The organism is Streptomyces sp. NPDC002853 (assembly GCF_053591915.1).
The window spans coordinates 1-25,582 of record NZ_JBSFUS010000014.1 but is presented as its reverse complement, the minus strand read 5'-3'; the positions used below and the strand labels follow the sequence as shown (position 1 = coordinate 25,582).

Below are 25,582 nucleotides of genomic sequence, written 5' to 3'. Positions count from 1 at the left end.
GGTGAGGAGGCCCGGGTCCTCAACTCCTGAGAAAGCCGAGCCCGGCCCATGGATCAGCCGCGCAGCGCCGATACGAGGATGCCAGGCAGTCTGCTCACCTTCGGGTCGCACGTGTACGCCGTGAGGCGTTGCATCGTCGTACGACCGGTCCGGTTGGTGACGTAGTACGGAGGCCGGGGCGACAGTGAGGGTGAGCCGGTGAACAGTCCGCGCGGCGACGGCGCGAACGGCGCACGCAGCACCGTCTTCTCGACGTCCTCCAGCGTGAACGCGTTGTGCACGAAGCCGATGCCGCTGCCGATGTCCTGGCGGGTGTGGCCGGGGTAGGCGCCCCACGGGGTGTAGCCGAGCAGGAACCCGAAGGCCGACCAGCAGTTGACGCCGAGGGTGCCATAGCGGAGCTCCTCGATGGCCGTGTCCACGGCGGCGCGGTGGGCGCGTTCGGTCCTGGGGTGCACGAGGAGTGTGGCGCCGAGGGTGCCGGGCAACTTGTCGTTGGCGAACTCCGTGGCCGCGCGCAGGAACTGGGCCGGATCGTCGCCCGGCAGGCGGACCACGCCCAGGGCGCTGGCGAACACCTCGTCGAGGAGCATCGGGTCCTCGGGGTCGGTGATGTCCGGTATGAGCAGACGGCCGTGGTCGTCGCCGAGAGTCTCGGCGTCGGGGTGGGCCTCGGCGACGGCGGCCAGGCGGTCGTCGGCGCCGGGGTAGTAGTCGGCGCGGGCGGGGAGTTCGCGCAGAACGCGGCGGATCTCGGCAAGCAGGCGCTCGGTGCCGTCCCAGTGGCGGGGCACGAGCAGGATCTGACTGGCGACGCAGTTGTGGCCGGAGTTGTTCATCTTGCTGGTGACGATGTGCTCGGCCTGGAAGCGGAAGTCCGCCGCGCTCCACGGACCAGGCGCCACGATGCACGGACTGATACCGCCCAACTCGCTGGTGAACGGCTTTCCGCCCAGCGGGGTGTCTGCCCGTCGGCGCTCCTCGGCCTTGTCATCCGTGCCCCACACGATGGCGTCGTGGGTGCGGTCGCTGCCGGTGACGTGGATACTGTCGACGCCCTCGTGCGTGGCCAGGTAAGCGCCCCCAGCCCTGCCGCCGTCGACGAAGCGGACCCAGCCGCGCTCCACGAACTCGGTGAACACCTTCTCGAAGTGCGGGCGAAGGTAGGCGTTGACCGGGTTCATCTTGGCAATGACGACCTGGCCCTGCGAGTACAGCTTGTGCAGGATGTCGAGCGGTGTGATGGCCGCGACGTTGCCGGCGCCGAGCACCAGTGCGACGGCGGGATCGCCAGGCCGGCCCCGATACTCCCCGGCGGCCCGTGCGAACACCTGCTCACGGGTCGTGCCGGGCAGCGTCCACACCTGGGCGGTGAAGCCGCTCAGGAGCAGACGGTCGGGGGTAGTGGCGGGAAAGACGTCGACGACGGTCCGGCCGCCGCGATGGCGGACGGCCCTGGTGTCGAGAGGTCCGCGTCCGGCGGCTATCTCCCGCAGCACGTGCAGATGTGCGCTCACGGTCTGGGCCAGCGCCCACGGCGCGGTCACCCAGTCCTCGGCTGCCCAGTTCGAACTGGCGGCGTATCCCTTGGCGTTGGCCGCGTCGGCGACCATGGCGGGAGCGCCGTCGGCGATGCGCGGAAGCAGCCGTTCCAGAAGGCCGATCCGTTCCGACAGCGGCGTCGCGGTCCACGAGTCGGCGTGGTCACGCAGGTCGGCGACGGCGCGGTCGAGGGGAGCGGCGTCGAGTGCTGCTGCGGCTTTCATGAGTCAACTCCAGGGAACGTACGACACGGTCGGATCGGTCGGATCGGTCAGCGGCTCAGCCGGGTGATGTCCCGGGTCGGGTCGATGAGGAGGAAGGAGGTGGCGGCTCCGACGGCCAGGAGGAGGCCGGCGAGCAGTACGGCGCTCTGGTATCCGGCGTTGCCCTGGGCATCGACCAGGGCGCCGACGACGACGGGGGCGGCAAGCCCGGCCGCGGTGACCACCGCGTTCATGACGCCGAGCGCTCCGCCGCTCCTGGCGGGCGGGGCGATCTCGGCGACGGTGGTGGCGGCGATCGTGGCGTACGAGCCGCCGAAACCGAAGCCGAGAGCGATCAAAACGGTCTTGGCGGTCGCGCCGTCGACGAGCGGTAGAGCCAGACAGCAGGCGGCACCGGCCGCGAGTAGCCAGCCGCCCACCCAGCCGCGGGCGCGGCGACTGCTGACCCCGCGTCGCATGAGGCGGCCGGTGATCCACGCCTGGGCGAGCAGGACGACGGCACCGATCGTCCACGGCGCGATGACGACGGTGCCTGCCTCATCGGCCGAGTAGCCGAGGCCGTTGCGCAGGTACGACGGCAGCCACACCAGCATCAGGGCCACCGCCCAGTAGCTGGTGAAGTAGGCGAGGGTGGCGCCGATCCAGGTGCGGGTGGCGAAGATCCTGCGGTACGGGACGGATTTTTGTGGAGCGGTGGCCTTCCCGGACGGCTCCGCCGCGCCGTGCCGGCCGTCCGCGCCGGACACCGCCCAGGCTGCGGCCCACAGCAGACCCACTGCCGAGAGCACCCACAGCGCGGCCCGCCAGCCATGGTTCTGGATGATCCACGAAAGGCCCGGCGCGGAGACGATCACCCCGAGTGTGACGCCGAGCGTGATGAGCGCGCCCGGCAGGTTGCGCCGGTGGTCAGGGAACCAGGCCAGCGTTGCCTGTTGCGCGACAGGAAAGGCCGGCCCTTCGGCCGCCCCGAGCAGGACTCGCGAGACGACGAGGACGGCCAGGCCGCCGCCGATCGCCGCGGGCACCTGCGCCACTGACCACAAAAGGGCCATCACCAGAAGCAGTACCTTCGGTGACACCCGGTCGGCGGCGAGACCGACGACGACCGCGGCCAGCGAGAAGAGCAGGAAGAACGCGCTGCTGGCCAGCCCGAACTGGGTCGCGCTCAGGTGCAGATCGGCGCGGATCTCGTCGGCGGCCAGGCCGAGCACGGACTTGTCCGCGAAGTTGACCATCATGAAGACCACGAGCAACGCGGTCACCATCCAGGCACGGACGTCACTGCTGCCGGTGGCCTTGGTGGTCCCGGCGGAAGGATGAGGAACAGGTGGTGCCGCGGTCATCGGAGCTCCCGGGGAATCAGGTGGTCAGGAAAGCGGGACTCCGGCGATGGCGACGCGTTCCATCACCCGGCGCTGCGGGAAGTAGTCGTTGACCGCGTAGTGCTGCACAGCGATGTTGTCCCAGACGGCGACCGAGTCGGGCTCCCAGTGGAACCGGATCTGGAACTCGGGAATGCGCGCCTGGAGCACCAGGATGTCGAGCAGGTCGCGGCTCTCCGCGTCGGGCAGACCCTTGATGTACCGGGTGAACGGCTCGTTGACGTACAGGGTCCTGCGGCCGCTGCGCGGGTGGCGCACCACGACCGGGTGTGCGACCTGCGGCCAGTTCGCGCGGAATGCGGCCTTCTGCTCGTCGTTCATCAGCGCGCCCCAGCTGGCCTCCCAGTCGTGGACCGCGACCAGGCTCTCGATGCGCTCCTTGAGGTCGGCGGGCAAGTTGTCGTAGGCGGCAGCCATGTCGGCCCACATGGTGTCGCCGCCGGCGGCGGGCACTTCCACGGCGCGCAGTACCGCGCCGAGCGATGGGTTGGCCATGAACGAGTGGTCGCTGTGCCAGATGTTCTTGTTGCCGGCGGCCTTGGCGTCCTTGGCGAGCCGGGAGATGCCGACGGTGTCGGTCTTGGCGAAGAAGGGATTGGGCTCCGGCGGGCCCCAGATGCCGGACAGCGCGAGCTGGTGCTCGGCGGTGAAGCCGACCTGCCCGCGGAAGAAGATCACCTTCCACTCCAGGAGCGCCTGCCGCAGCTCCTCGGCGAGTTCATCACTGATCGGCCGTGTCAGATCGACGCTGCAGAGGACGGCGCCGAAGTGCGGGGTGAGCGGGGTGATGCCGAGCAGTTTGTACGTGGACTGTTCGGCGCCTGGAGCGAGGCGGTCCAGGGTCCGGCGCCCGTAGTGCATCAGGGGCTTGTCCAGTATCGGCTTGGGGTCGGCCACGGGGGCCGTCGCGACGTCGTGCATGGGGTCCTCCCAACAGCGAACTCTTATTACGTAACCGGCAGTATCGATATTGAGATGGGGCAGGGCAAGGGGTTGGGGCGAGTTGATTTCACGGATGTCCCAGGAGGCACCGCGCCGCGTCGCGGGCATGGCGAAGAGCGCGCCGGGACCGCGATTCGCCGGGCGCGCAAAGGATGTGGCGTGGTTCGGCCCCAGGTCAGGGGCCGGTGGCGACTGCCCTGCCGATCAGGTCGGCCACGGACTCCACGAGTTCGTCATCCGGCATCTGCTGCTCGGCGACCAGCCGGAAGACCAGGGAGGAGGCAACCAGTGTCACGGCCGCCGCCAGGTCGGCGTCCGCCCGTACGTCGCCGCGTGCGACGCCCCGCTCCAGGATGTGCCGTGTCTCGCTCATCACCCGCGCCGAGTACGCACGGAACGCCTCGCGCACCGCGCCCTCCTCCGCTGTCGCGCCGATCACTCCGGCGAGGAGACGGTCGACGCCGGGCTGCCGGTACGCCTCCATGCGCGCCGCGAGGACCGCATGGAGCTCGGCCCTGAAGTCACCCATGTCGGGCACGGTGAGCGGCCCGATCCGTGACTCGGCGGCGGCGATGACGAGATCCTGTTTGGTGGGCCAGCGCCGGTAGATGGCGGGCTTGCTCACCCCGGCGCGGGCCGCGACGGCGTCCATGGTCAGCGCACCCATGCCGCTCTGCGCCACCAGATCGACGACGGCGTCCAACACGGCCCGGGTGACCCGCTCCTCGCGCGGCCGCCCCCGCCCCCTGCGCGCGTGCTGCACCTGCTCATCGGCCATGCACAGACCCTACGCGGACCTCAGCCGTCGGGACCCGGGAGGTGGCACCCCCCTCGCTCGACCAACCGGCTCCACGAGCTCTGCCCGCAGCACCAGTTCAATGGGCTCCCGCGTCACGCGGGGCTCGTATTCGTGCTGGAGTACTGTGCCGCCGAGCAGCAGCGTGCTCAACGAAGTGGGCTGGTCGCAGGCGTCCGTGACCGCCGTAGCCGACTCGTACAGGCTCGCGGCAGACTCGCTCTACCAGCACTTTCCGTCCAGGGCCATGCTCGCCGTTGCGGCGGGCCGCGGAGCGCGAGGTCGACGTACTCGGCGGGCCCCGGACGGGTTACGCGCCCTTCACCGTGCAGGTGTCTGTATCCGAGGGGCACCAGTGCGTACGGCCGCCCACGAGATGGAGTTCGAGGTCCGCGTCAGCCATGCCGCTCTGGTCGAGGGCGGCGCGCAGCGCGGTGGGCGCGGGCTGGGGCGGCAGGCCGAGCACCCCGATGACGACGATGCCGTTGCGGGCCTCGACCGACGCGATCTGCCACTTGCCGGTGGCCGCCCATCGCTCGGCGACCGGCCTGGCGTCGGCGGCGAGCACACGGTCCCGGGCGACGGTGATCGTGCCGGTGGTGAGCGGCACCGCGATCAGCAGGACCACCGCCGCCACCACGACCAGGGTCCGGCCGTGGAACTCGCCTACGCGCAGACCGGATTCCTGGGCCGCGCCCCGGATTCCGTACACCAGGAACACGACGGTCCCGGTGGCCACGATGGCAGCCACATTGGTCGCGAACAGCAGCGCGGACTCACTGGCGTCGTGATAGCGGCCGACCGTGATGAGCAGCCCCGTCACGGCGAGCGGCGGCACGAGAGAGATGGCGATCGCGACGCCGGGCAGGGTGTCGGAGATATCGGCACGGACGAGGGCGAAGGCGCCGACCGTGCCGGTGGCCAGGGCGGCGAGCAGGTCGATGAGGCGAGGACTGATCCGCGAGGACACCTGGCCGTTGGAGGCGAACTCGTCGGGCGGGGCGGCGATCCAGCCGAGCAGCATCCCGATCGCCACCACGGCGAGCGCGCCGCCCAGTACCAGCAGAGCGCATCGCATCACCTGCGACCGGTCGGCCAGGACCAGGGCCAGCGCGCTGCCCAGGATCGGCGTCATCAACGGCGCGACGATCATCGCGCCGATGACGGTCGCGGTGGAGTCGCCCACGACGCCCGCGCTCGCGATGACCGAGGCCAGCACGAGCAGCCCCCAGAACCGCGTCGAACTGGGGCTGCGGAGCGGGCGCTCGATGAACAGGGTGTCGGTCATCCGACGGACGGCGACCGCGTCTACTGATGCCATGCCCGATCCCTTCAGACGGTACCGTCGGCCGCCGGCCGTTCCCTGCCCGGCCGTCCCCCGCCCAGGAACTCCACGACCGCCAGCAGGAACAGCAGGCACAGGACGATCCCGACGACAACCCAGCCCGTCGGGTAGGACCACAGCAGGTAGGTCAGGAGCGCGGCGGCCACCAGCACCCAGGCGATCCAAGTCTGATGGCGGCGGACGAAGGGAGCGACCGGGCCAAGACGCATCCCGGCGTGGTCCGCGGTGGACCGTACGGCCGCGATGCCGGCGGTCCACAGCCCGCGCACCAGGCCGGCCCGGCGGCCGCCCCCGGTGAGCCAGGCAGCCAAGGCGATCACGACACCGAGCGCCACGATCACGCGGACCGTGGTGAACAGGAAGTGGGTCATGGTGTCGTACACCGCCCCGGCCGCGTCCTGCGACACGTTCGCGGGCAGCCGGTCGAGGTAGAGCACGCGAAAGACGCGCAACCCGATCCCCAGCAATCCAGTGGTCAGGGCGACGGCCAGCGCCGCGGTGACCAGGGTCCTTCTCCTGCGTACGGAGAGCAGGACGCCGGCGACGACGAGGACCAGGGCGATGACGGGGAGCCAGTTCCCGGTCAGTTGTAGCAGCCGCACATACGTCTTGGCTTTGCCGATGTCGTCCGACCTGACGAGGGTGAAGTCGGTGTGGACCTCGGGGATCGTGCCCGCGACCGTCATTCCCTCGTCGACGAGGCGCTCCTTGACGCGGTCGACCAGCGGCGCCAGATCCAGGGTGACCGTCTCTCCCTCCAGCTTCACCGCGCCCCCTCCGCTTCCGGTCAGCGCCTTGTCGAGTGAGCTGTGAGCCTGCCGGTTGACCTGCTTCCAGATGTTCTCGAAGGCCCCCGACCCGGCCACGGCACGTGCCTGGTCGTGCACGAAGCTGCGGACGGCGCCTTCCAGGGAGTCGCCGAGCTTGCCCAGAGCCTTCTCCAGGCGGGGTCGGTCGGCGGCGGGGGCGTCGGACAGGAGAGTCGCTAGGTCGATGCGGTTCATCAGCGCGTCCGTGGCACGGTCGGCGACGGCGTCCTGCACATCGGGGTCGGAAGCGAGCGGGCCGATCGTGTCGACGTAGCGGTCCGTGTCGCCGACCGTATCGGCCGCCCACGAGGCGACGACGGCCGGCGGAGCCAGCACGCATCCGATCACGATGAGCACCGCGGCCAGGAACGACCGGCGTCGGTGCCGCCGGCCGCCCCTGGCGCGCTCGGACTCCAAGGCCGCCACCCGACCGCGCAGCGCCGTCAGTTCGGCCTGGTCCTGCGGGCTCGCAGGCTCATTGCCGTCCGTCATCGTTGCCTCCTCGTCGTGCGCACTGCTCTGACGCCTGACGCTCGCCTGACGACTCTGACGCTGTGGCCGTCGCAGCGCGTCAGGGGGTGACGACGGCGAAATCCGGGTCGGGTGCGTCGAGGTGGCCGAGGAGTTCGAGCAACTTGCCCAGATCGCCGGTGACCGTCGCGCCACCCCGCCCGGGCAGATCGGCCGGGGGCAGCGTGCCGAGCAGCACGGCGCGCAACACCCGCTCGTCCAGCGTGATCTCCACGTCGGGCGACACGCTGGCGGCGCCGCGGCCCGCGACATGGGTGAGGACGCCATTGCGCAGCCACATCGTCACGACGTCGCCCGAAGTCAGGAGCCAGCGCACCGTGATGTCCGCGTCCCAGCTCGCCGGCCCATCGACCCGGATCGCCATGGAGTCGAGCAGTTGGTCGAGCGTCAGGGCGCCGAGGATGTCGGGTGACGTGGTGCTGGTCGGCGTACCGACGGAACCGTGACGCAGTTCCAGGGCACCGGTGAGGAAGAAGTCGCGCCACGTGCCGTTCTCGCTGCCGTAGCCGAGCTGCTCCAGGGCGTCGGCCTGCAGCGCGCGCGCCTCGGCGTTGTCCGGCTCTGCGAACACCACGTGATTGACGACCTGGGCCACCCACCGGTAGTCACCCTCGTCGAAGGACACGCGGGCACGGCGCAGCACTTCGTCGGCGCCGCCCATGAACCGCACGTAGCGCTCGGCCGCCTCGACCGGCGGGTGCTCCCACAGGTGGGCCGGGTTGCCGTCGAACCAGCCGAGGTAGCGCTGGTAGACGGCCTTGGTGTTGTGGCTGACCGAGCCGTAGTAGCCGTGGGTGTGCCAGGCCCGCTCGAGGGAGGGCGGCATCTCCATCCGCTCGGCGATCTCCAACGGTGTCAGCCCCTGGTTGAGCATCCGCAAAGTCTGGTCGTGCACGTACGCGTACAGATCGCGCTGTTCGGTCAGGAACGCCTCGACGAGTTCGCGGCCCCACACCGGCCAGTGGTGGGAGGCGAACGCGACGTCACTGTCGTCGACGAACAGGTCGACGGCCTGGGTGAGGTAGCGCGCCCACTCGTGCGGGTCACGTACCTCGGCGCCGCGCAACGTGAGCAGATTATGCAGAGTGTGGGTCGCGTTCTCGGCCATGCACAGAGCGCGGCGGTCCGGGAAGTGGATGTTCAGTTCGGCCGGGGCCTCGGTGCCGGGGGTCAGCTGGAACACCATGCGGATGCCGTCGACGGTGGCCGTCTGGCTGGTGTGGGTGATCTCGACGGTGGGTGCGATGAGGCTGACGACGCCCGTCGACAGGGTCTGGCCGAGCCCCGCGCCGATCTGCCCCCTCTCGCCCTTGGGCAGGGCGGCTCCGTACATGTAGGCGGCGCGGCGGTTCATGGCCGTACCGGCGAGCACGTTCTCGCTGATGGCGTGCTCCATGAAACCTCTGGGGGCGTAAATCGGGAGGTCGCCGGCGACCTCTTCCTGCGTCACCACACCCTTCACACCACCGAAGTGATCGGCGTGGCTGTGGGTGTAGAGGACTCCTACGACGGAGCGGTCACCGCGGTGTTCGCGGTACAGGGCGAGGGCAGCAGCGGCGTTCGGCACGCCGAGCAGAGGGTCGATAACGAAGACGCCGGTCTCGCCCTCGACGAACGTCACGTTGGACAGGTCGAAGCCGCGCACCTGGTAGATGCCTTCGGCCACTTCGAACAGGCCGTGCTCCGCACACAGACGACTCTGCCGCCACAGGCTGGGGTTGGCCGAGTCGGGGCACCCCTTGTCGAGGAAGGAGTAGGCGTCGAGTTCCCAGACCGCCCGCCCCGCGTCGTCTCGGATGACGGGGTCCGCTGCGGTGCCCAGGAAGCCGCGCCGCGCGTCGTCCAGGTCCCGCGTGTCGTCGAAGGGCAGGCGCCGCAGAGCCGCCTCGTTGGCGTCGACGATCCCAGATGCGGCCGGCTTGGACTGGGTGTGGTCGGACATTTGAACCCCTTGTCTGCGGCAGACGTTGCATCGCGTCGCCGTCCCCGGGCGACGCGCTGCTCTCAGCCTCAACGCTGACCGGGTGCGCCGCCATTCGGGCCCCTCTATCATCTCCAGCCCGGAAGCCCTGAAGTTCTGTCGAAATGCGTGCCCAGGAAGTGCGGGAGATACTACTCGGAATCACCGAACCAGCCTGAACAGTCCGGAACGTGCAGGAAAAGAGGGAAGACGTGGACGACTACCCTGCTCTCGACCTCTTTCTCACAATGCTGTACTTCTTCCTGTGGGTCATGTGGCTGTTCCTGCTGTTCCGGGTTGTCATGGACGTCTTCCGCGACGACGACCTGAGCGGCTGGGGCAAGGCCGGATGGCTCATCTTCTGCATCGTTCTCCCGTACATCGGCGTCCTCATCTATGTCATCGCGCGCGGTCGCGGGATGGGTCGACGCGATGTGAAGCAAGCCAAGGACTCGGAAGAGGCCTTTCGGGAATACGTCCGCAAGGCCGCGGCAGGGACGAACGCCGGGACGAGCGGGACCGACGACTTGGTCAAGCTCTCCGAACTGCGCGAATCTGGTGCGCTCACAGACGAGGAATTCGACAAGGCGAAAACCAGGCTGCTCGCCTGACGGGCCGGCACTCCAGTCGCCGCGGGTTCGTGTCCGCGACGTTCGCATCCCCGGGCGCTGATTGGCGGCACCATAATCAAGCTCGGACGGCGTTGACACCGCTTGCGGTCAAAACACTCCGACGGCTCCCCGGCCTTCACCTACCCCCCCGCGCGGTACTCGCACCGCCGGCTCGAACAACGTCGCCACCCGCACTGGCTGTCCCCGACCTCAACCCCGTGGGTTCCGGCCAGCAAAGATGCTTCGATCGTGCTGGTGAGATGCCCTGGCGCCCCGCACCCGAGCGCTGGGACCGCAGGAGCGTGTCGCCTCACTCACGCCGCCATCTCGCCCGTCTCCTCACGCTGGCGATGAAGATCAGGAACCCCACGGCTACGAGAGAGAATCCCAGCTGGTACGCCAACCCGGAAAGTGAGCGAAGGGGTGTACTGCTGACAGCGATGCCGCTCTTGAGGAAGCGGACCTGCTTGCACCCTAACGATTACGTACGGGTGGTCTCTCCGTACGCGAGGATCGGGCGGTCCGCCCAGTACTGGTCGGGCATGAGGTCGGCGAGGGAGTGCTGGGCGACGCCCGGCGGACCGTCGGTGCAGATCGGCGTCAACTCGCTAGTGACCGCGGGCGAGTTGCTGGAAGACGGGGATGGTGACGGTCGTCGGCTCTCCGTTGTCGTCGCCCTCGATGCGCAGCTCCTCGAACCAGCTCACGTCGTCGTCCATCGTCGGGTTGCAGAGGGGCGGGCGCGCGCATGCCTTGCTTCGCCGCTTCGTCGTTGGCCGGAGCAGCCCGTCCTGGGGGCCACCGGGCCGCCCGCAGTATCAATCTCCCGCAGGGTGCGCGCTGAACCACATCGTGGCTCAAGTCGGCTTCTGTGTCTGGCCCACGGGGGTGAACCCTCGTCACTGGGACCGTTGTGCAGTACGGCGACGAGCGAACGCCAGAGCGATGAGTTGGACACTCCCGGGACGTCTCTGGCAGGGTCGCCCGTCCGTAACCACATCATTGCCGAAGGGAGAAACACGATGACCGAAGTGAGTACACGCAGCGTCGCGGAAGCGGTCGCTGCCGAGGAACTACGCTCGAGTACTACGACGCTGGATATCCCAAAGGGCTTCGACCTGTGGACGGCTGAGGAGATCGCGGAATGGCTCGACCAGGTTGAGGACGATCCTGGAGTTTCTGACGCGGACTTCTACGTCGCCCAACAGGCGGTGCGGCGAGTCCTGGGTGCCGCGGACGCCTGATCCACCAGAGCGTGCCCGCTGCGTAACGTAGCGTGCGTGACCGGCGGCGATGCGTTGAATAGTGGCTGCTCCGGGGCCGGCTGCTTCTCGGTACCGCGCGCCGTCGCATCGGCGAAGTTCAGGGCTGGTCACCTCGGTGCGTGCGCCCGCGGCCCCATTGGGTTTCGTCCGACCCGCGCGAACCATCTGCTTCGTGGCCCTGCTCGTACTGGGTTCGGTCGGCATCGCCGCGAGCGGGATCGTTGCTGTCTGCCTCCCTGGCCGGGACCGGCCGGCCGCGCGGTGCCGACTCCTGCCACTGTGGCGGACGTGCGAATCCTTGTGGCGTGCCGCCTCCCGGTGGGGCTTGGTGGCCCGAACCGGTGCCGACGGTGGGCGGCACGTCCTGGGTGCGGGTCGGGGCGGTGGTGTCCGGCGTCTCCTGGTCTCGGGCGGCCATGCCGTAGGGGCGGTCGGTGTCAGCGGCACGGCGATCGTGGTCGTCCTCGCGCACCATGTCCCGCTCGTGTCGTTGGCGTTCCTTGCGCAGGGCCCGCGGCTCGCGTCCGCCCATGATGGCCGAGCCGATCAGCATGAGGAGACCGCCGAGCAGGGCGAGGGCCACTCCGCTGCCGAGCCCGTCGCTGTCACCCGTGACCGTCAGGCTGCCCTGGGCTTGTCCCTGCCGGACCATCCACAGGATGGCGAACCCGAGGGTGATGATTCCGGCGATCAGGACCAGCAGTCGGGATCGGAATACCACGCCGAGGAGTGTGAGGACCGCCCCGACGAGGAGGGGCAGGAACATGGACGCAAACAGGCCCGCACCTGAGTCCGTCACTCCGGCTCCGGTGAAGAGCTCCCAGATTCGGAAGTCGCGTCCGAGCCGGCCGTCGTACCAGCTGCGGAAGGGCGCCCAGAGCGCTGCGGCAGCGCCGAGGGCTGCCAAGATCAGACCAATGGTGTTGCGGATACCCCGTATCATGCCGCGACCTCCCGGCAAGCGGATCGGTGCACGCGGGAGCCCCACGTGCTGTATCTCGCCCTCAATCGACGTTACGCCCGCACCGCACCCCACGCCACGTGGCGATGCCCGAGACACAGAGGGCGCCCCGAGAAGCCGCGACAGCGGCTGCGCTCCGGCTTGCCCGTCGTGGCCCTGCGACGCGCGTCAGGAGGCGTTCACCCGGAGGTGCTCGCAGAGCCAGGTGTGGATGCCCAGAGCGGTCGTACGGGAATGATCCTCCAGGACAGTGAAGTGGTCGCCGGGCACGGTGATCTCGGAGTGCGGCAGGCTCCATGGATCGGCTGCGTCGATGCCGGGCAGGCGGTCGCCGGCCCGGACGAAGAGGGTGGGGGCCGACAGGGCGGTCGGCTTCCAGTTGGCGTAGAGCTCCAGGTAGCCGGCCATCGCGGTGAGCCGGTCGGTCTCGGCCGAGGCGAACTGCGCGGAGTTCTCCAGCATGCCCGCGGTCATCGCCGAGAGTGCGGGTCCGTCCCCACCGAGGCCGCCGGAGCCGTTGTCCTCGCCGGGATAGGTGTCGATCAGGACGACGGCGGACGGAATCAGGCCTGTGCGCTCAAGTTTCTCGGCGACCGCGTGTGCCACCCATCCGCCGGCCGACCGCCCCAGCAGGACGAACGGCTCGTCTCCCGCGCACGCGCGCACGGCGGAGGCTTGGGCCACCACGAAGGCGTCCAGCGTGGCGGGCAGCGATTCCCCTGGCAGGAAGCCTGGATTGGGCAGGACCGAAACCGGGCGCAGGCCCGTCAGGGCCGTCCCCAACCGGGTGTACTCATGCGGCCCTGACAGTGCGCTGAGGGCGGGGAAACAGATCAGGCGGGCCCCGGAGCCTCCGGTCGCCAGGGTGACGGGCGAGGGTGACGAGCCGAGAGCTGAGACGTCGTCGAACACCTCACGCAGACGTGCCGCGATCGTCAGGAGGGCCATCCCGTCCCACGCCTTGCCACGGGCGCACGCCGTACGAAAGAGCGCGGACAAGGAGTCGGCGTTGGTGCTCTGCGGGGCCGGTGTGCCGAGCGTCGCGCCGCCTTGCCGCGGAGGTGCGGCCGACGGGTCGGCTGCTTCAGAGGCGTTATGGGACCAGAGCTGCGCCAAGTGAGCGGCGACCCCGCGCGGCGTCGGGTAGTCGAACAGGAGCGTGGCGGGCAAGGCGAGTCCCGTCAGCGCCGCGAGCCGGTTGCGCAACTCGACCGCGGCCAGTGAGTCGAGGCCCAGCTCGGCCAGCGCGCGATCGGCCTCGACCGCGGAATCCTCTGAGCCGTGGCCCAGTGCCAGGGCGGCTTCCGCTCGTACCTGTGAAAGGAGCAGCGCGCCGCGTTCGGCCGCGGGCGTGGCGGCCAGCCGTCGGCGCAGGGAGTCTTCCCCTTCGGTGCCGGACCCCGTGAGCGATGCGGAGGCCCTCCGTAGGGGCCCTCGGCCCGGTACGCGTGAGAGGGGTGCCCCGGGTTCGCCGGATGCCGCGGCCGCTGGGTCGAGACGAGCGGCCACCACCACGGCATCCTGGCCTTCGATGGCGGCGTCGAAGAGCGCAAGGCCCTCCTCGGTCCGCAGTGGGAGGAAGCCGGAACGGGCCATCCGGCGCAGGTCCGCGTCCCGGAGCCCGGCCGTCATCCCGCCGCTTTGCTGCCACGGCCCCCAGGCGAGTGACGTGCCGGGCAGGCCGAGCGCCCTACGGTGTTGTGCCAGTTCGTCCAGGAACGAGTTCGCCGCGGCGTAGTTGCTCTGGCCCCCGGAGCCGAACACCCCTGCCACCGACGAGAACAGGGCGAACACCGCCAGGTCGCTGCTTCGGGTCAACTCGTGAAGGGCGAGTCCGGCGTCCACCTTTGGCCGCAGTACGCGCTCCAGGCGATCCTGGGTGAGGGCGGGTACCACGCCGTCGTCCAGGATTCCCGCGGTGTGCACCACGCCGGTCAGTGGGTGTGCCTGCGGAACGCTCGCGAGCAGGGCGGCGAGCGCCGTGCGGTCGGCGACGTCGCAGGCCGCCAGGGTGACCTGCGCGCCCAGTTCGGTGAGTTCCGCGCGGAGTTCGGCGGCACCGGGCGCGTGTGCTCCGCGCCGTCCCACGAGCAGCAGGTGACGTACGCCGTGGGTGACCACGAGGTGACGGGCGAACGCCATGCCCAGGGAACCGGTGCCCCCGGTGACCAGGACGGTGCCGTCCGGGTGCAGCCGACGTGGTGCGCCATCGCCCGTCGTCGTGGCCGCCTTCGCGCTTGCCGCTTGGGTTGCTCGGACGAGTCTGGGTACGTAAACGACACCGTGACGTATGGCCACTTGCGGTTCGGAGCTCGTCAGGGCTCGGGCCAAGGCGCCTGCGGACGCGGGCTGGTCGTCGATGCCGATCAGCGAGAAGCGGCCCGGGTTCTCGATCTGCGCCGAGCGCAGCAGCCCCCACACCGGTGCGTGCACGAGAGCGGCATCGTCATGGCTGGTGCTCGTGTCCGGATCGGCTCCGGGGGTGACGCCGCCCGGAGTGAGGACGGCGAGATGTGAGTGGGCGAGCCGGTCCTCGGCGAGCCAGTCCTGTACGAGCCGCAGCGCCCAGCCGGCTGCGCGGTGTGCGGCCGACGCACGGTCCGGTTCGTCCACCCCGGCGGGGGTGGGACATGCGACCACGACGGCCGGTGCGTCGACTGCCGCCGATGCAGCGTCCTCGTAGGCCCGCGTCCGGATACCCAACTGGGCGAGCCGCGCGCGCAGTTCGGGGCTCGACTCGCCGAGGAGCCCCCACGCAGGCGAGCCCGTCGGCATCGGGGCGCCGGAGTCCGGCAGAGGTGTCCACTCAAGGCGGAACAAACTGTTACGGTGCGCGCTGACGCCGTTCAACTGCTCGACGGCGAACGGCCGCAGTGCGAGTGAGCGCACCGTGGCCACGGGGGCTCCGGCCCCGTCGGTCAGTTCCAGGCGGACACTGGTCCCTTCCGCCCGGGAAACCCGCACCCGCAGTGTGCGGGCACCGGACGCGTGCAGCCGTACACCGCTCCAGACGAACGGGAGCGACAACACCGCTCCGGTTTTGGTCCCGTCTTCGCCGCCCGTGAGGTCCTGATCCAGCGTCAGGGTGTGCAGTGCCGCGTCCAGCAGTGCCGGATGCAAGGTGAACAGGCCGGCGTTTGCGTGTTCACGCTCCGGGAGTTCCACCTCGGCGAGCAGATCGTCGTCCAGGCGCCAAGCGGCCTGCAGGCCCTGGAAGGCCGGCCCGTATCGGAGCCCGCCGTGCGCAAGTTCCTCGTAGAGGCTGACGCCCGCCTCGCTGGTGAGCGGCAGCGGCACGGCGCCGACTGGGGGCCATGGGGAGGGTGTGTCCGCCGCATTGCGCTGTTGCGGAAGGTCGAAGTCCGCGGGGGCCAGGACTGCGGAGGCGTGGCGGGTCCAAGGGCGGTCGTGGCCACCGGGAGCGTGACTTCGTGCGTGGAAAGCCACCGCTCGGCGCCCGTCCGCGTCCGCCCGGGCCACCTTCACCTGCAGTTCGACCGGCTCGTCGGGGGAGAGCACGAGCGGCGCCGTCAGGGTCAGTTCCTCCAGTGTGGAGGCGCCCGCCTGGTCCCCGGCGTGGATCGCCATGTCGACGAAGGCCGTCGCCGGCAGCAGCACCGTGTCCAGCACCGTGTGGTCGGCGAGCCAGGGCTGGTCACGCAGGGACAGCCGGCCGGTCAGCAGCAGGCCGTCGTCGTCCGCCGTCGAGGTCACCGCGCGCAGGAAGGGATGGGATGCGAGGTCGGGCTGCGCCGCCAACCAAGAGGAGTTGGCCTTTGCCGTCGATCCAGGCGAGTCGGCTTCCAACCAGTACCGCTCACGTTGGAACGCGTAGGTGGGCAGCGCAATGTGCCGTGCGCCGCGTCCGGCGAAGACCGCGTGCCAGTCCACGTCCACACCGTGGGCGTGGAGCGCGGCAACCGTGGCGAGCAGTGCTGCCGCCTCCGGCCGTCGGCCGCGCAGCGTCGGGACGGTCAGGGGCGCGGGGCCACCGTCCATACCGCCATCGTCCATACCACCACCGTCCGTACCACCACCGTCAGTGTCGCCATCGGATGTCGCCGCAGCCCGGGCGGATGTGGCCGTCGGGCGGGCGGAGAGGCAGTCGCGCGCCAGGCCCGCGAGGACACTGTCCGGGCCGAGTTCCACGAAGTGCGTGGCCCCCTGCTCCCGCAAGTACCGCACCGAGTCGGCGAACCGGACCGGCCGGCGTACGTGATCCACCCAGTACCGGGGCGAGCAGATCTCCTCGGTGGTGGCGGGCCGGCCCGCCACCGCGGTGACGAGGGGGAGTGTGGGAGGGGAGTAGACGATGCCCTGTGCGACCAGGTCGAAGGCATCGAGCATGGGTTCCATGTGGGTCGAGTGGAAGGCGTGGCTCACCCGCAACCGGGTGCTCTCGCGTCCTTGTGCGCGCCAGTGCGCGATGGCCTCCAGCACTGCGGCTTCGTCTCCGGAGACGACCACGGAGCGACCGTTGACGGCTGCGATATCCAGCCTTTGGGCACCGTCCGCCCCTGGGGTACTGTCCGCGTGGTCTGCCAGGTACGCGGTGACCTCGCTCTCGTCGGCCTGTAGCGAGGCCATCGCCCCGCCGGGGGGCAGGGCGTCCATCAACCGGCCCCGTGCCGCCACCAGGGTGCAGGCGTCGGCGAGGGACAGCACCCCGGCGACATGCGCCGCCGCCACTTCGCCGACCGAGTGCCCTGCCACCATGTCGGGGTGTACGCCCCAGGACTCCAGCAGCCGGAACAGGGAGACTTCCAGAGCGAATAGTGCGGGCTGCGCGAAACGCGTGGTGTGCACAAGCCCGCTGACTCCGCTGATATCGCTGAGCCCGCCGGACGCGCCCGCTTGGGTGCCGTCGTCAGCGCCACCACCCTCGGCGGGATCGGCGGCGAACACCACCTCCCGCAGCGGCTGCGGCAGAAGCGGGTCCAGCAGGGCGCATATCGCGTCGAAGGAACGGGCGTAGACAGGGTAGGTCTCATACAGTTCCCGGCCCATGCCGGTCCGCTGGCTGCCCTGCCCGGTGAACATGAAGGCGACCCGGCCCGCCGGGCGGGGGCTGCTCGTGCTCAGGCCCGGCCGATGGCGGCCTTCCGCCAACGCTTCGAGCGAGGCCAGCAGTTCTTGACGGCCACCGGCGACCACCACCGCGCGATGCTCGAAATGGGCGCGGGCCGTGGCCAGGGAGAAACCGAGGTCCAGCAGGTCTGTTCCGGGACGTTCGGCCACGTAGGCGTGCAGTCGCCGAGCCTGCGCCCGCAGCGCCGGGGCGCTTCGTGCCGACACCGGGAACGACACGGCCCGCGCCGGGGCCGGCCCGGCGGCCGCCTCAGTGGCCCTGGTCCCGCTGTCCGGGCGGCCCGGGGCACCGGTACCCGACGTCTCCACGGGTGCCTGCTCGAGCACCACATGCGCGTTGGTCCCGCTGATACCAAAGGACGACACACCAGCCCGCCGTGGCCGCCCGGTGGGCGGCCAGGGCTGCGCACGGGTGAGCAGCGACACCGCGCCCGAGGACCAGTCCACGCCGGGATTGGGCTGCTCGGCGTGGAGCGTACGCGGCAGTACACCGTGCTCCATCGCCTGGACGGTCTTCATCACGGCGGCCATGCCTGCCGCGGCCTGCGTATGCCCGATGTTGGACTTGACCGAGCCCAGCATCAGCGGGTGTTCACGGGGCCCGGCCTGTCCGTAGGCCTCCAGGAAAGCCTCCGCCTCGATGACGTCGCCCAGACGGGTGCCCGTGCCGTGCGCCTCCACCGCATCGATGTCCGCGGGTTCGAGGCGGGCGTCGGCCAGAGCCTGGCGGATCACCCGTTGCTGCGCCGGTCCGTGCGGCGCGGTCAGGCCGTTGCTCGCGCCGTCCTGGTTCACCGCGGAGCCGCGCACCACGGCCAGCACTCGGTAGCCGGCGTGCCGGGCCTCCGAGAGGCGGGTCATGAGCAGCATTCCGGCGCCTTCGGCCCATCCGGTGCCGTCCGCCGTCGCCCCGAACGCCTTGCAGCGGCCGTCGGGGGCGAGGGCGCGCTGCCTGCTGAACTCGACGAAGGAGTGGGGCGCCGACATCACGGTGGCGCCTCCGGCGAGCGCCAGCGAGCACTCGCCTGCGCGCAGCGCCTGGGCTGCCAGGTGCAGGGCCACCAGTGATGACGAGCACGCCGTGTCCACGGTGACCGCCGGCCCCTCCAGGCCCAAGGTGTAGGCGATGCGGCCGGAGGCGACGCTGCCGGCGTTGCCGATACCGAGGTAGCCCTCCACACGTTCCGGCGTGCGGGCGAGACGGCTGGCGTAGTCGCTGTACATCAGTCCGGCGTACACCCCAGTGGGGGTGGCGCGCACCGTGCCGGGATCGATGCCCGCGTGCTCGAAGGCTTCCCAGGCGACTTCGAGCAGGAGTCGGTGCTGCGGGTCCATAGCCAGGGCCTCGCGGGGCGAGATCCCGAAGAAGGCCGGATCGAAGCGGTCGACGCCGGCCAGGAAGCCTCCCTCGCGTACGTAACTACGGCCCGGCTGCCCGGGATCCGGGTCGTACAGCCCCTCCACGTCCCACCCCCGGTCGGTGGGGAACGGGGTGATGGCGTCGATTTCGTCCTCAACCAGCCGCCACAGGTCCTCGGGGTTCTGTACGCCGCCGGGGAAACGGCAGGCCATGCCGATGATGACCACGGGGTCCTCGTCCGTCCCGGCGCCTGTCGAACGGCTGGGCGTGACCGTCGCGGTGCCACCGGTGAGCCGCGCCCGCAGATGGGCGGCGAGTTCGGCCGCGGTGGGGAAGTCGAAGGGCGCAGCCTCGGAGAGGGCCAGGCCGGTCGCCGTCGACAGGCGGTCGCACAGCATCGTCGAGGTCAATGAGTCAAGACCCAGGTCACGGAACGCGGTGCTCTGCTCCACCTCGTCCACGGCGCAGCCGAGCACGACGGCGACCTCGGCCCGCACCAGAGCCGTCAGGTCCACGCGCTCTACCTCGTGCGGTGTGAGGGCGTGGGCCGGCAGAGGGCGTGCGGGCATGTCGGCGAGCGTGTACCGCTTCACCTTGCCCGAGGCGGTTCGAGGGATCGCTGCCACCTCGTAGAGGGCAGCGGGCACCTTGAACGGTGAGAGGTGTTCCCGGCAGGCGGCGAGGATCTCTCTCCTGTCCAGGGCACCAGCGTTCACCGGGACCAGGTAGGCGGCCGGGATCTCACCGAGTACCTCGTCCGAGAGGCCGGCCACGGCGGCGTCCTGAATGCCCGGCAGAGCCAGCAGCACCGCCTCCACCTCGGAGGGATGGATGTTCTCCCCGGCTCTGATGATCAGCTCGCTGACCCGGCCCGTGAGGGTGAGCTCGCCGTCGGCGTCGATCCGGGCCAGGTCACCAGTGCGGTACCACCCGTCGCGCAGGACCTCAGCGGTGTCGTCGGGCCGCTGGTGGTACCCGGCCATGACGCCGGGCCCGCAGACCCACAACTCGCCCTCTTCGTCGCCTTCTTGCGGGGCTTCGATGTCGCGGCCGTCGCCGATTCGCGCCCGCATGCCGGGTAGCACACGGCCACAGGAGCCGGGCACTTTGGTGGCACCCGGTGCTGTCATGGTGACCGGGCCCGCCTCAGTGCTTCCGTAGTGATCGAGGAACGGAACCCGGCAAACCTCCTCGAAGGCCCGTTGGAAGGCAGGAGGAGCGGTCGCACCCCCGCTGACACAGCCACGCAGGGCGGGCGCGCCAAGGCCCTCGTCCCCGACGGCGTCAACGAGCTTGCGGTACGTCGCCGGTACACCGGCCAGCAGCGTGAACGGGTTGTCGGTGCGGCGCAGTTCACCCAGCACGTCGGTCACGGAGAACCGCGGCAGGAGCTTGGCGGAGGCTCCCGTCGCGGGCACCCCGAGAACGCACAGGAGCTGCCCCATGGCGTGGTGGAGGGGGAGGGGCCAGAGCAGGCGGTCGTCCGCCGACAGGCCAAGGACGTCGACGAAACCAGATGTCACGGACGACAGGCGTTGGCGCTGGGTGGACAGCACACCCTTGGGCCGGCCGGTCGATCCGGAGGTGTACAGGAGCCAGGCCACCTCGTCGAGCCCGAGATCGTCCGGAGCCGGGACGGGCGGCTCGGTGACGGCCAGGGCGGCGTAACGGAGCATGCGGGCTTCGCCGGCCGAGCCGTCAGCCGCCTCCGTTGCCGCTGATGCTGCTGGGGATGCATCTGACGCCCCGGCGTCCTCGACGAGCAACAGGCTCAGATGGGGGCGCTCCCGCAGTAACGGCCGTATCTGCTCCAGGCAGGACCGGTCGGTGAAGAGGACCTGGGCCCCGCTGTCGTCCAGCAGGTGGGCCAACTCGCCGGTGGTGCTCCGCGGGTCCATCGGCACACCGACCGCGCCCGCCCTGGTGACGGCGAGGACGCTCTCGACGGCCTCCACCCGACTGCCCAGGAGGATCGCCGCTCGTTCCCCGTGGCGCAGACCGAGGCTGACGAGATGTCCCGCCAGCCGACCGGTTCGCAGTTCCAGCTCCCGATAGGTCACACGGCAACGGTCGTCCTCGAAGGCGGTCTTGGTGCCGAAACGCCGGGCCTGCTCCCGGAGTAGATCAGGCAGGGGGCGGAGGGCGGCCATGTGGGCTGTCACCAGGATGAACGCTTCCTCTGGGTACGGGAGTTGCCGTGATCACGATAGACGACCGGTGTGTCGCGCCGGGGGAGCGGCGCCCGACGCGACGCGGGGCGAAGGGGACGTGCGTCTCCCTCCGGGGCGTCGTCAGCATCAAGGCCGCGGCCCCGGTTACGTCGACTCGTTCACCATCGGCAACGATGATGTCGTGTGCCTCGATGAACCACCATCTTCTGCCTCGAGGAACCGCCGTCTTCACGATGAGCCGCGCATCGGCGACTTCAAGTGCTGATCTGTACGCACGGAGGCCCGAGCGCCGTTCACCTCGTGGAAGGTGGCAACTGCACTATCCGTAATGGGAGATAAGCATGCAGCGCGTCTGTTTTCTGCTCAAGGTCAAGGCCGATCGCGTGGTCGAATACCGGGCACGCCACGAGAACATATGGGTGGAGATGCGCGAGGCGCTGACCGCCGCGGGCTGGCGCAACTACTCGCTCTTCCTGCGCGAGGACGGCCTCCTTGTCGGCTACCTGGAGACGGACGACTTCGAAAAGGCCCGCGCCGCCATGGACGCCACCGATGTGAACACCCGCTGGCAGGCCCAGATGGCCCACTTCTTCGAGGAGTTGGACGGGCAGGCGCCCGACGCGGCGATGCGGCCTCTGACCGAGGTCTTCCACCTGGCCTGAGCGGCGGGGGTAGGGGCGGCGCGCGGCGCATGACCTCTATGGCGGTCTGGCCCGCAGCGAGAGCACTCCGAGCAGGCCGTGCTCTCGTATAGCTGCCGCCACCCGACAAGTATCAGGGAGTGACTGACCGCCACTTCTGGCGATCGGGCTGGGTGAGGGCGACGATGTCGGCGTGGGCTTGCTCGACGATTCCTGGGCGACAAGGCCTACTCCAGCCGGGCGATCCGACACCTGCTGCGGCGCCAGGGCATCGCAGCCACGATCCCCGAACGCCGCGACCAAGTCGCCAACCGCTGACGCCGAGGGCACCTCGGCGGCCGTCCGGCCGCCTTCGACAAGGAGGTCTACCGCGACCGCAACGTGGTCGAACGCTGCTTCGCACGCCTCAAGCAGTTCCGCGCGATCGCGACAAGATTCGACAAGCTCGCCGACCGCTACCGCGCCGGAGTCGTCCTGGCTTCACTGATCCTCTGGCTCCGCGAACCGGTCCGTGATCATTTGTCAGGCCCTGCGTAGCACGCCGGGCAGGCCAGCAGGAAGGGCTCGCAACGTGGCCCCCAGTGACGTGGCTGGCTGGAGCTGCAGGCCGGCTGTGGGAGCCACCTCGCTTGGGTCGACGTCGATGTGGAAGCGCTGGGCGAGTGTCGCGAGGACCAAGGCTGCCTCGACCAGGGCGAAACGCGCGCCGAGGCAGCTGCGCTGTCCGCCCCCGAATGGAAACCAAGCGTGTTGGTGCATCGACTGTTGGGGGTTGGTGTCCCAGCGTTCAGGTCGGAAGGCCGTGGGGTCAGGGAACCAGCGGGGGTCTCGGTGGGTGACCCACTGGCTGCACCAAACCATGGTTCCGGCAGGGACCGGGCTCCCTCCGAGGACAGCGCCGTTCTGCGCCACTCTGGGAGGGAGCATCCACCCGGGCGGATAGAGCCGCAGCGCTTCCTTGACGATCTGTTGGGTCCAGGTCAGTTGCTCGTAGTCGTCGATGGTCGGGGGCCGCCCGGCCAGGACGCGGTCGAGCTCCGCGGTGAGCCGTTCCCGGGCGTGCGGGGATCTCGACAGGAGGTACCAGGACCAGGTCAGTGCGGTGGACGTGGTCTCGTGGCCGCCGACCCACAGGGTCACTGCTTCGTCCCGCACTTCCCTGGGGGTAAGCGGCTGGCCTTTCTCGTCCCTGGCTGCGAGCAGCCTGCTCAGCAGGTCGTCGCGGTCGTTGCCCACGCCCTGAGAGGCTTGTCGGGCGCGGATGAGCCGATCAATTTCGGTATCGATCGTCGCGACGGCCTCGAGCAGGCGCCGCCGAGCGGGCGTGCGGGCCCAAGGGGGCAGGAACAGCCCGACCCCGCGCAGTTCGGCGCCGATCTCTCGTCCCGCCACTGTCATTGCGTCGCCGAGCGCGTGGGCTTGGTCCCCGACGTCGTTGCCGAACAGGGTGCGGACCACAATCCGCTGCGTGAGCTGAGTCATCTCCCGCAGCACATGTACTCGCTCTCCGTCCTGCCAGCGATCTGCAAGCGCCACAGCGCAGTCGACCATCGTCGCCGCGTAGGCGCGTACCTGGCGGGGGCGTACCGTCGGCTGGACGAGGGATCGCTTGCGCCGCCAGTCGGCACCCTGGCTGCGGATGACGCTGTCGCCGACCAGTTGTCTGAACGACCAGCCGACGTCTGGGGTTTCGTAGCGTCGCTCGTCGGCCCCGAGGAGTTCCGCGATGTGTTCGGGGTGGGATAGGGAGATGATCCGCATCGGGCCGAGCGACCAGGTCACCACGTCTCCGAAGCCATCGCGCAGGCGCACCAAGAACGCCAACGGGTCCCGGCCGAAAGCGGGCAAGTTTCCGAGTAGCGGCAGCCCACGCGGGCCGGGAACGGGAAGAAAGGGGACAGGGGGCACTCCCGGCCAACGAGCTGACTCCCGAACGGTTCCGTCCATGGGACCTCAGCACTGCTGCTGCGGCGGCTCGTCACCTCCACTGCGGTGCCGGTCAGGAGTCCCGCCCGGTAGGTACTGAACGGGAACCACCTCGGCATGAAGATCAGCCCCGGTGGCAGTGCAGGCAGGTCCTCCCACTTCCACCATCCGAACAGCGCGAGCCAGATACGAGTGAAGGCGCGGCGGGACAGCAGATGCCGAACAGCCAGCGCGGCCGCGCGTTCAGCCAACTGTCTCGCTGCCGGACGGAGGGCGGGGGGCATCGTTCCCAGTGTCCGCCCTGTGCAGAGCACGGTGGGATGAGCGCATCGGATAGGTCCTCGCAGTCAGTGCAGACCAGGAGCGGCTACTCCTGGTGCTCTCACCGCTCCAACGACTTGAAGCAGATCCCAGCTACGCCACGCAGATCACTGCTTCGACAAGCTAGCCGAATACCGCGCCGGAGTTGTCCTGGCCTCGCTGATCCTCTGGCTCCGCGAACCAGTCCGTGATCATTTGTCGGACACTGCCTAGGCGTCTCCCTGGGAAATCCGCTACCGGCTGCTTCCCATACCCCGTGCCTAGGGGATGACGAGTAGCTTGCCGGTGGTACGCCGAGCCTCCAGATCGCGGTGAGCTTGGGCGACCTCGGCGAGCGGGTAGCGGGCCGTCACGGTGGTTTCAAGCGTCTTGGTGCGCACCAATTCAAGCACGTCACCGGCGCGTTGGAGCAGCTCGGACCGATCGGCGATGAAGTGCCCGAGGCTTGGCCGGATCAGGGTCAGCGAACCGCCCTGGGCGAGCCGCATGGGGTCGAAGGGCGGCACTGCACCACTCGCGGCGCCGAAGAGCACCAGGTGGCCGCGGGTTCGCAGGCTGGCGAGGCTCGCATCGAAGGTGTCTTTGCCAACGCCGTCGAAGACGACAGGCAGGCCCTGGCCGCTATTGAGCCGCTTCACCTCGGCCGCGAGATCGTCCACTCTTGAGTAGACGATCACCTCGGCGGCCCCGGCGCGCCGCGCCAGCTGGGCCTTCTCCGGTGTCGAGGTTGTGCCGATCACTCTGCCGCCGAGATGGGTGATGAGCTGAGTCAGCAGAAGCCCCATGCCGCCGGCAGCAGCGTGCACGAGCACCGTGTCGCCTGGCTGGACCGGATAGGCGTCTTTGGCGAGGTAGTGCGCCGTCATGCCCTGCAGCAGCACGGCGGCGGCGGCCTCGAAGTCGACGCCGTCGGGCAGGGGCACGAGCCGGGAGGAGTCCACGACGGCCTGCTCGGCATAGGTGCCGGGAATCTCCACCCAGCCGACCCGGTCTCCCACAGCGACGTGGGTGACGCCGGGTCCAACCTCGAGGACCGTGCCCGCGCCCTCAGTGCCCGGGGTGAAGGGCAGCGGGACAGTGTACCGGCCCTCGCGCTGGTATACGTCGAGGAAGTTGACGCCGGACGCGGCGACCTCCACGACCGCTTGGCCCGGGCCCGGCGTCGGTTGATCAATATCAACCAGTCGCAGCACCTCGGGACCGCCCACTTCGGACATCTGAATCGCTCGCATGACCCCTCCTGAAACGGCAAACTTCCCTCATCAACTCCACTCGTGGCGATCCTATTTCCGCTCGACATCGCGAGGCCACGACGGGTCAGCGAAGTGGAGTCGGAAGGCAGCCCAGGGGACCAATTGGTATCTATTCGCGGTCGGAAATAGTCACGGGACCCACTATGGTCGCGTCGAACTGGGTCAAGGGATCACCAGACGCAATGAGTTGATGGCTCCTCGGATACTTCCGCGCCTTAGGGTGCTGGCCTGGAGTGTGCGGCTGTGATTTGCTTTCGACATGAAGGCGGTGAGGTAGGGGAGTCGTCGACGTGTGAGGGTGGGTAGAGGTGCCTGTTGTCTTACGGAGGGCACATCGGTTCCTGATCGGCGTGGTCGTTGCCGGTGCGGTCGTCATCGCCGCGATCGGTTTCGCGGGGTCGTACACGGCCGTGCGTGACCTGGCAGAGAAGAAGGGCTTCGGCGGCTTCTCGGC

General features: G+C 69.6%; 16 protein-coding genes and 3 pseudogenes. 6 read left to right on the top strand and 13 right to left on the bottom strand.

The window, feature by feature from the left end:
• Positions 1-53: 53 nt before the first annotated feature.
• From ACWD02_RS33810 to ACWD02_RS33780, 7 genes are all read right to left on the bottom strand, one after another.
• Complete coding sequence (locus tag ACWD02_RS33810) at positions 54-1,766, bottom strand: aldehyde dehydrogenase family protein (RefSeq protein ID WP_451217726.1); 1,713 nt, start codon at positions 1,764-1,766, stop codon at positions 54-56.
• Between the two features lie 47 nt (positions 1,767-1,813).
• Positions 1,814-3,109 carry an MFS transporter gene (locus ACWD02_RS33805; RefSeq protein ID WP_451217724.1) on the bottom strand — a complete coding sequence of 432 codons (1,296 nt, stop codon included), beginning with the start codon at positions 3,107-3,109 and terminating at the stop codon, positions 1,814-1,816.
• Between the two features lie 24 nt (positions 3,110-3,133).
• Positions 3,134-4,069, bottom strand: a complete 936-nt coding sequence (locus ACWD02_RS33800) for a TauD/TfdA dioxygenase family protein (protein ID WP_451217721.1) — start codon at positions 4,067-4,069, stop codon at positions 3,134-3,136.
• 196 nt (positions 4,070-4,265) lie between these two features.
• Complete coding sequence (locus ACWD02_RS33795) at positions 4,266-4,868, bottom strand: TetR/AcrR family transcriptional regulator (protein ID WP_451217719.1); 603 nt, start codon at positions 4,866-4,868, stop codon at positions 4,266-4,268.
• Positions 4,869-5,196: 328 nt separating this feature from the next.
• Positions 5,197-6,207: a DUF389 domain-containing protein gene (locus tag ACWD02_RS33790; protein ID WP_451217716.1), complete on the bottom strand. Its 1,011-nt coding sequence runs from the start codon at positions 6,205-6,207 to the stop codon at positions 5,197-5,199.
• A gap of 11 nt (positions 6,208-6,218) precedes the next feature.
• On the bottom strand, positions 6,219-7,532 hold the full coding sequence (locus ACWD02_RS33785; RefSeq protein ID WP_451217713.1) for a hypothetical protein: 1,314 nt from the start codon (positions 7,530-7,532) through the stop codon (positions 6,219-6,221).
• Between the two features lie 79 nt (positions 7,533-7,611).
• Positions 7,612-9,513, bottom strand: coding sequence for an alkyl/aryl-sulfatase (locus ACWD02_RS33780; protein ID WP_451217710.1), 1,902 nt, complete (start codon positions 9,511-9,513; stop codon positions 7,612-7,614).
• Positions 9,514-9,743: 230 nt separating this feature from the next.
• Between ACWD02_RS33780 and ACWD02_RS33775 the strand changes: the two genes are divergently transcribed.
• The gene (locus ACWD02_RS33775) at positions 9,744-10,142 is read left to right on the top strand and encodes an SHOCT domain-containing protein (protein ID WP_451217707.1); all 399 of its coding nucleotides are present in this window, start codon (positions 9,744-9,746) and stop codon (positions 10,140-10,142) included.
• 481 nt (positions 10,143-10,623) lie between these two features.
• On the opposite strand, the gene ACWD02_RS33770 is transcribed toward ACWD02_RS33775, so the two are convergent.
• A complete protein-coding gene (locus ACWD02_RS33770) occupies positions 10,624-10,746 on the bottom strand; it encodes a hypothetical protein (protein WP_451217704.1) in 123 nt (40 codons plus the stop codon).
• 418 nt (positions 10,747-11,164) lie between these two features.
• On the opposite strand from ACWD02_RS33770, the gene ACWD02_RS33765 reads away from it, so the two are divergent.
• Positions 11,165-11,386 (top strand): hypothetical protein, encoded by a 222-nt coding sequence (locus tag ACWD02_RS33765; protein ID WP_451217701.1) that lies wholly within the window; start codon positions 11,165-11,167, stop codon positions 11,384-11,386.
• A 118-nt stretch (positions 11,387-11,504) separates the two neighbouring features.
• Here ACWD02_RS33765 and ACWD02_RS33760 read toward each other — a convergent pair whose 3' ends face one another.
• Together ACWD02_RS33760 and ACWD02_RS33755 are read right to left on the bottom strand one after the other, a co-directional pair.
• Entirely contained in the window at positions 11,505-12,350 is an 846-nt protein-coding gene (locus ACWD02_RS33760; RefSeq protein WP_451217698.1) for a hypothetical protein, read from the bottom strand.
• A gap of 186 nt (positions 12,351-12,536) precedes the next feature.
• Positions 12,537-20,978 carry a type I polyketide synthase gene (locus tag ACWD02_RS33755; RefSeq protein ID WP_451217695.1) on the bottom strand — a complete coding sequence of 2,814 codons (8,442 nt, stop codon included), beginning with the start codon at positions 20,976-20,978 and terminating at the stop codon, positions 12,537-12,539.
• A 350-nt stretch (positions 20,979-21,328) separates the two neighbouring features.
• Between ACWD02_RS33755 and ACWD02_RS33750 the strand changes: the two genes are divergently transcribed.
• Both ACWD02_RS33750 and ACWD02_RS33745 read left to right on the top strand, forming a co-directional pair.
• Positions 21,329-21,649 carry an L-rhamnose mutarotase gene (locus ACWD02_RS33750; protein WP_451217692.1) on the top strand — a complete coding sequence of 107 codons (321 nt, stop codon included), beginning with the start codon at positions 21,329-21,331 and terminating at the stop codon, positions 21,647-21,649.
• A gap of 192 nt (positions 21,650-21,841) precedes the next feature.
• A pseudogene (locus ACWD02_RS33745) lies at positions 21,842-22,165 on the top strand (transposase); the annotation flags it as partial.
• Here ACWD02_RS33745 and ACWD02_RS33740 read toward each other — a convergent pair.
• Positions 22,151-23,575, bottom strand: coding sequence for a cytochrome P450 (locus ACWD02_RS33740; RefSeq protein WP_451217689.1), 1,425 nt, complete (start codon positions 23,573-23,575; stop codon positions 22,151-22,153). The pseudogene ACWD02_RS33745 and the gene ACWD02_RS33740 overlap by 15 nt on opposite strands.
• 74 nt (positions 23,576-23,649) lie before the next feature.
• Positions 23,650-23,838 (bottom strand): annotated as a pseudogene (locus tag ACWD02_RS33735) (hypothetical protein); the annotation flags it as partial.
• A 151-nt stretch (positions 23,839-23,989) separates the two neighbouring features.
• On the opposite strand from ACWD02_RS33735, the pseudogene ACWD02_RS33730 reads away from it, so the two are divergent.
• Positions 23,990-24,088 (top strand): annotated as a pseudogene (locus ACWD02_RS33730) (IS5/IS1182 family transposase); the annotation flags it as partial.
• A 47-nt stretch (positions 24,089-24,135) separates the two neighbouring features.
• On the opposite strand, the gene ACWD02_RS33725 reads toward ACWD02_RS33730, so the two are convergent.
• On the bottom strand, positions 24,136-25,107 hold the full coding sequence (locus ACWD02_RS33725) for a quinone oxidoreductase family protein (protein ID WP_451217686.1): 972 nt from the start codon (positions 25,105-25,107) through the stop codon (positions 24,136-24,138).
• A gap of 329 nt (positions 25,108-25,436) precedes the next feature.
• Here ACWD02_RS33725 and ACWD02_RS33720 point away from each other — a divergent pair.
• The coding region (locus ACWD02_RS33720) for a DUF2637 domain-containing protein (RefSeq protein ID WP_451218465.1) at positions 25,437-25,582 on the top strand (146 nt) is incomplete at its 3' end.

What these genes read in the sequence shown, in the direction of transcription:
- ACWD02_RS33810 (WP_451217726.1), bottom strand. Translation starts at nt 1,766, where the DNA reads ATGAAAGCCGCAGCAGCACTCGACGCCGCTCCCCTCGACCGCGCCGTC.
- ACWD02_RS33805 (WP_451217724.1), bottom strand. Translation starts at nt 3,109, where the DNA reads ATGACCGCGGCACCACCTGTTCCTCATCCTTCCGCCGGGACCACCAAG.
- ACWD02_RS33800 (WP_451217721.1), bottom strand. Translation starts at nt 4,069, where the DNA reads ATGCACGACGTCGCGACGGCCCCCGTGGCCGACCCCAAGCCGATACTG.
- ACWD02_RS33795 (WP_451217719.1), bottom strand. Translation starts at nt 4,868, where the DNA reads ATGGCCGATGAGCAGGTGCAGCACGCGCGCAGGGGGCGGGGGCGGCCG.
- ACWD02_RS33790 (WP_451217716.1), bottom strand. Translation starts at nt 6,207, where the DNA reads ATGGCATCAGTAGACGCGGTCGCCGTCCGTCGGATGACCGACACCCTG.
- ACWD02_RS33785 (WP_451217713.1), bottom strand. Translation starts at nt 7,532, where the DNA reads ATGACGGACGGCAATGAGCCTGCGAGCCCGCAGGACCAGGCCGAACTG.
- ACWD02_RS33780 (WP_451217710.1), bottom strand. Translation starts at nt 9,513, where the DNA reads ATGTCCGACCACACCCAGTCCAAGCCGGCCGCATCTGGGATCGTCGAC.
- ACWD02_RS33765 (WP_451217701.1), top strand. Translation starts at nt 11,165, where the DNA reads ATGACCGAAGTGAGTACACGCAGCGTCGCGGAAGCGGTCGCTGCCGAG.
- ACWD02_RS33760 (WP_451217698.1), bottom strand. Translation starts at nt 12,350, where the DNA reads ATGATACGGGGTATCCGCAACACCATTGGTCTGATCTTGGCAGCCCTC.
- ACWD02_RS33750 (WP_451217692.1), top strand. Translation starts at nt 21,329, where the DNA reads ATGCAGCGCGTCTGTTTTCTGCTCAAGGTCAAGGCCGATCGCGTGGTC.
- ACWD02_RS33740 (WP_451217689.1), bottom strand. Translation starts at nt 23,575, where the DNA reads ATGGACGGAACCGTTCGGGAGTCAGCTCGTTGGCCGGGAGTGCCCCCT.
- ACWD02_RS33725 (WP_451217686.1), bottom strand. Translation starts at nt 25,107, where the DNA reads ATGCGAGCGATTCAGATGTCCGAAGTGGGCGGTCCCGAGGTGCTGCGA.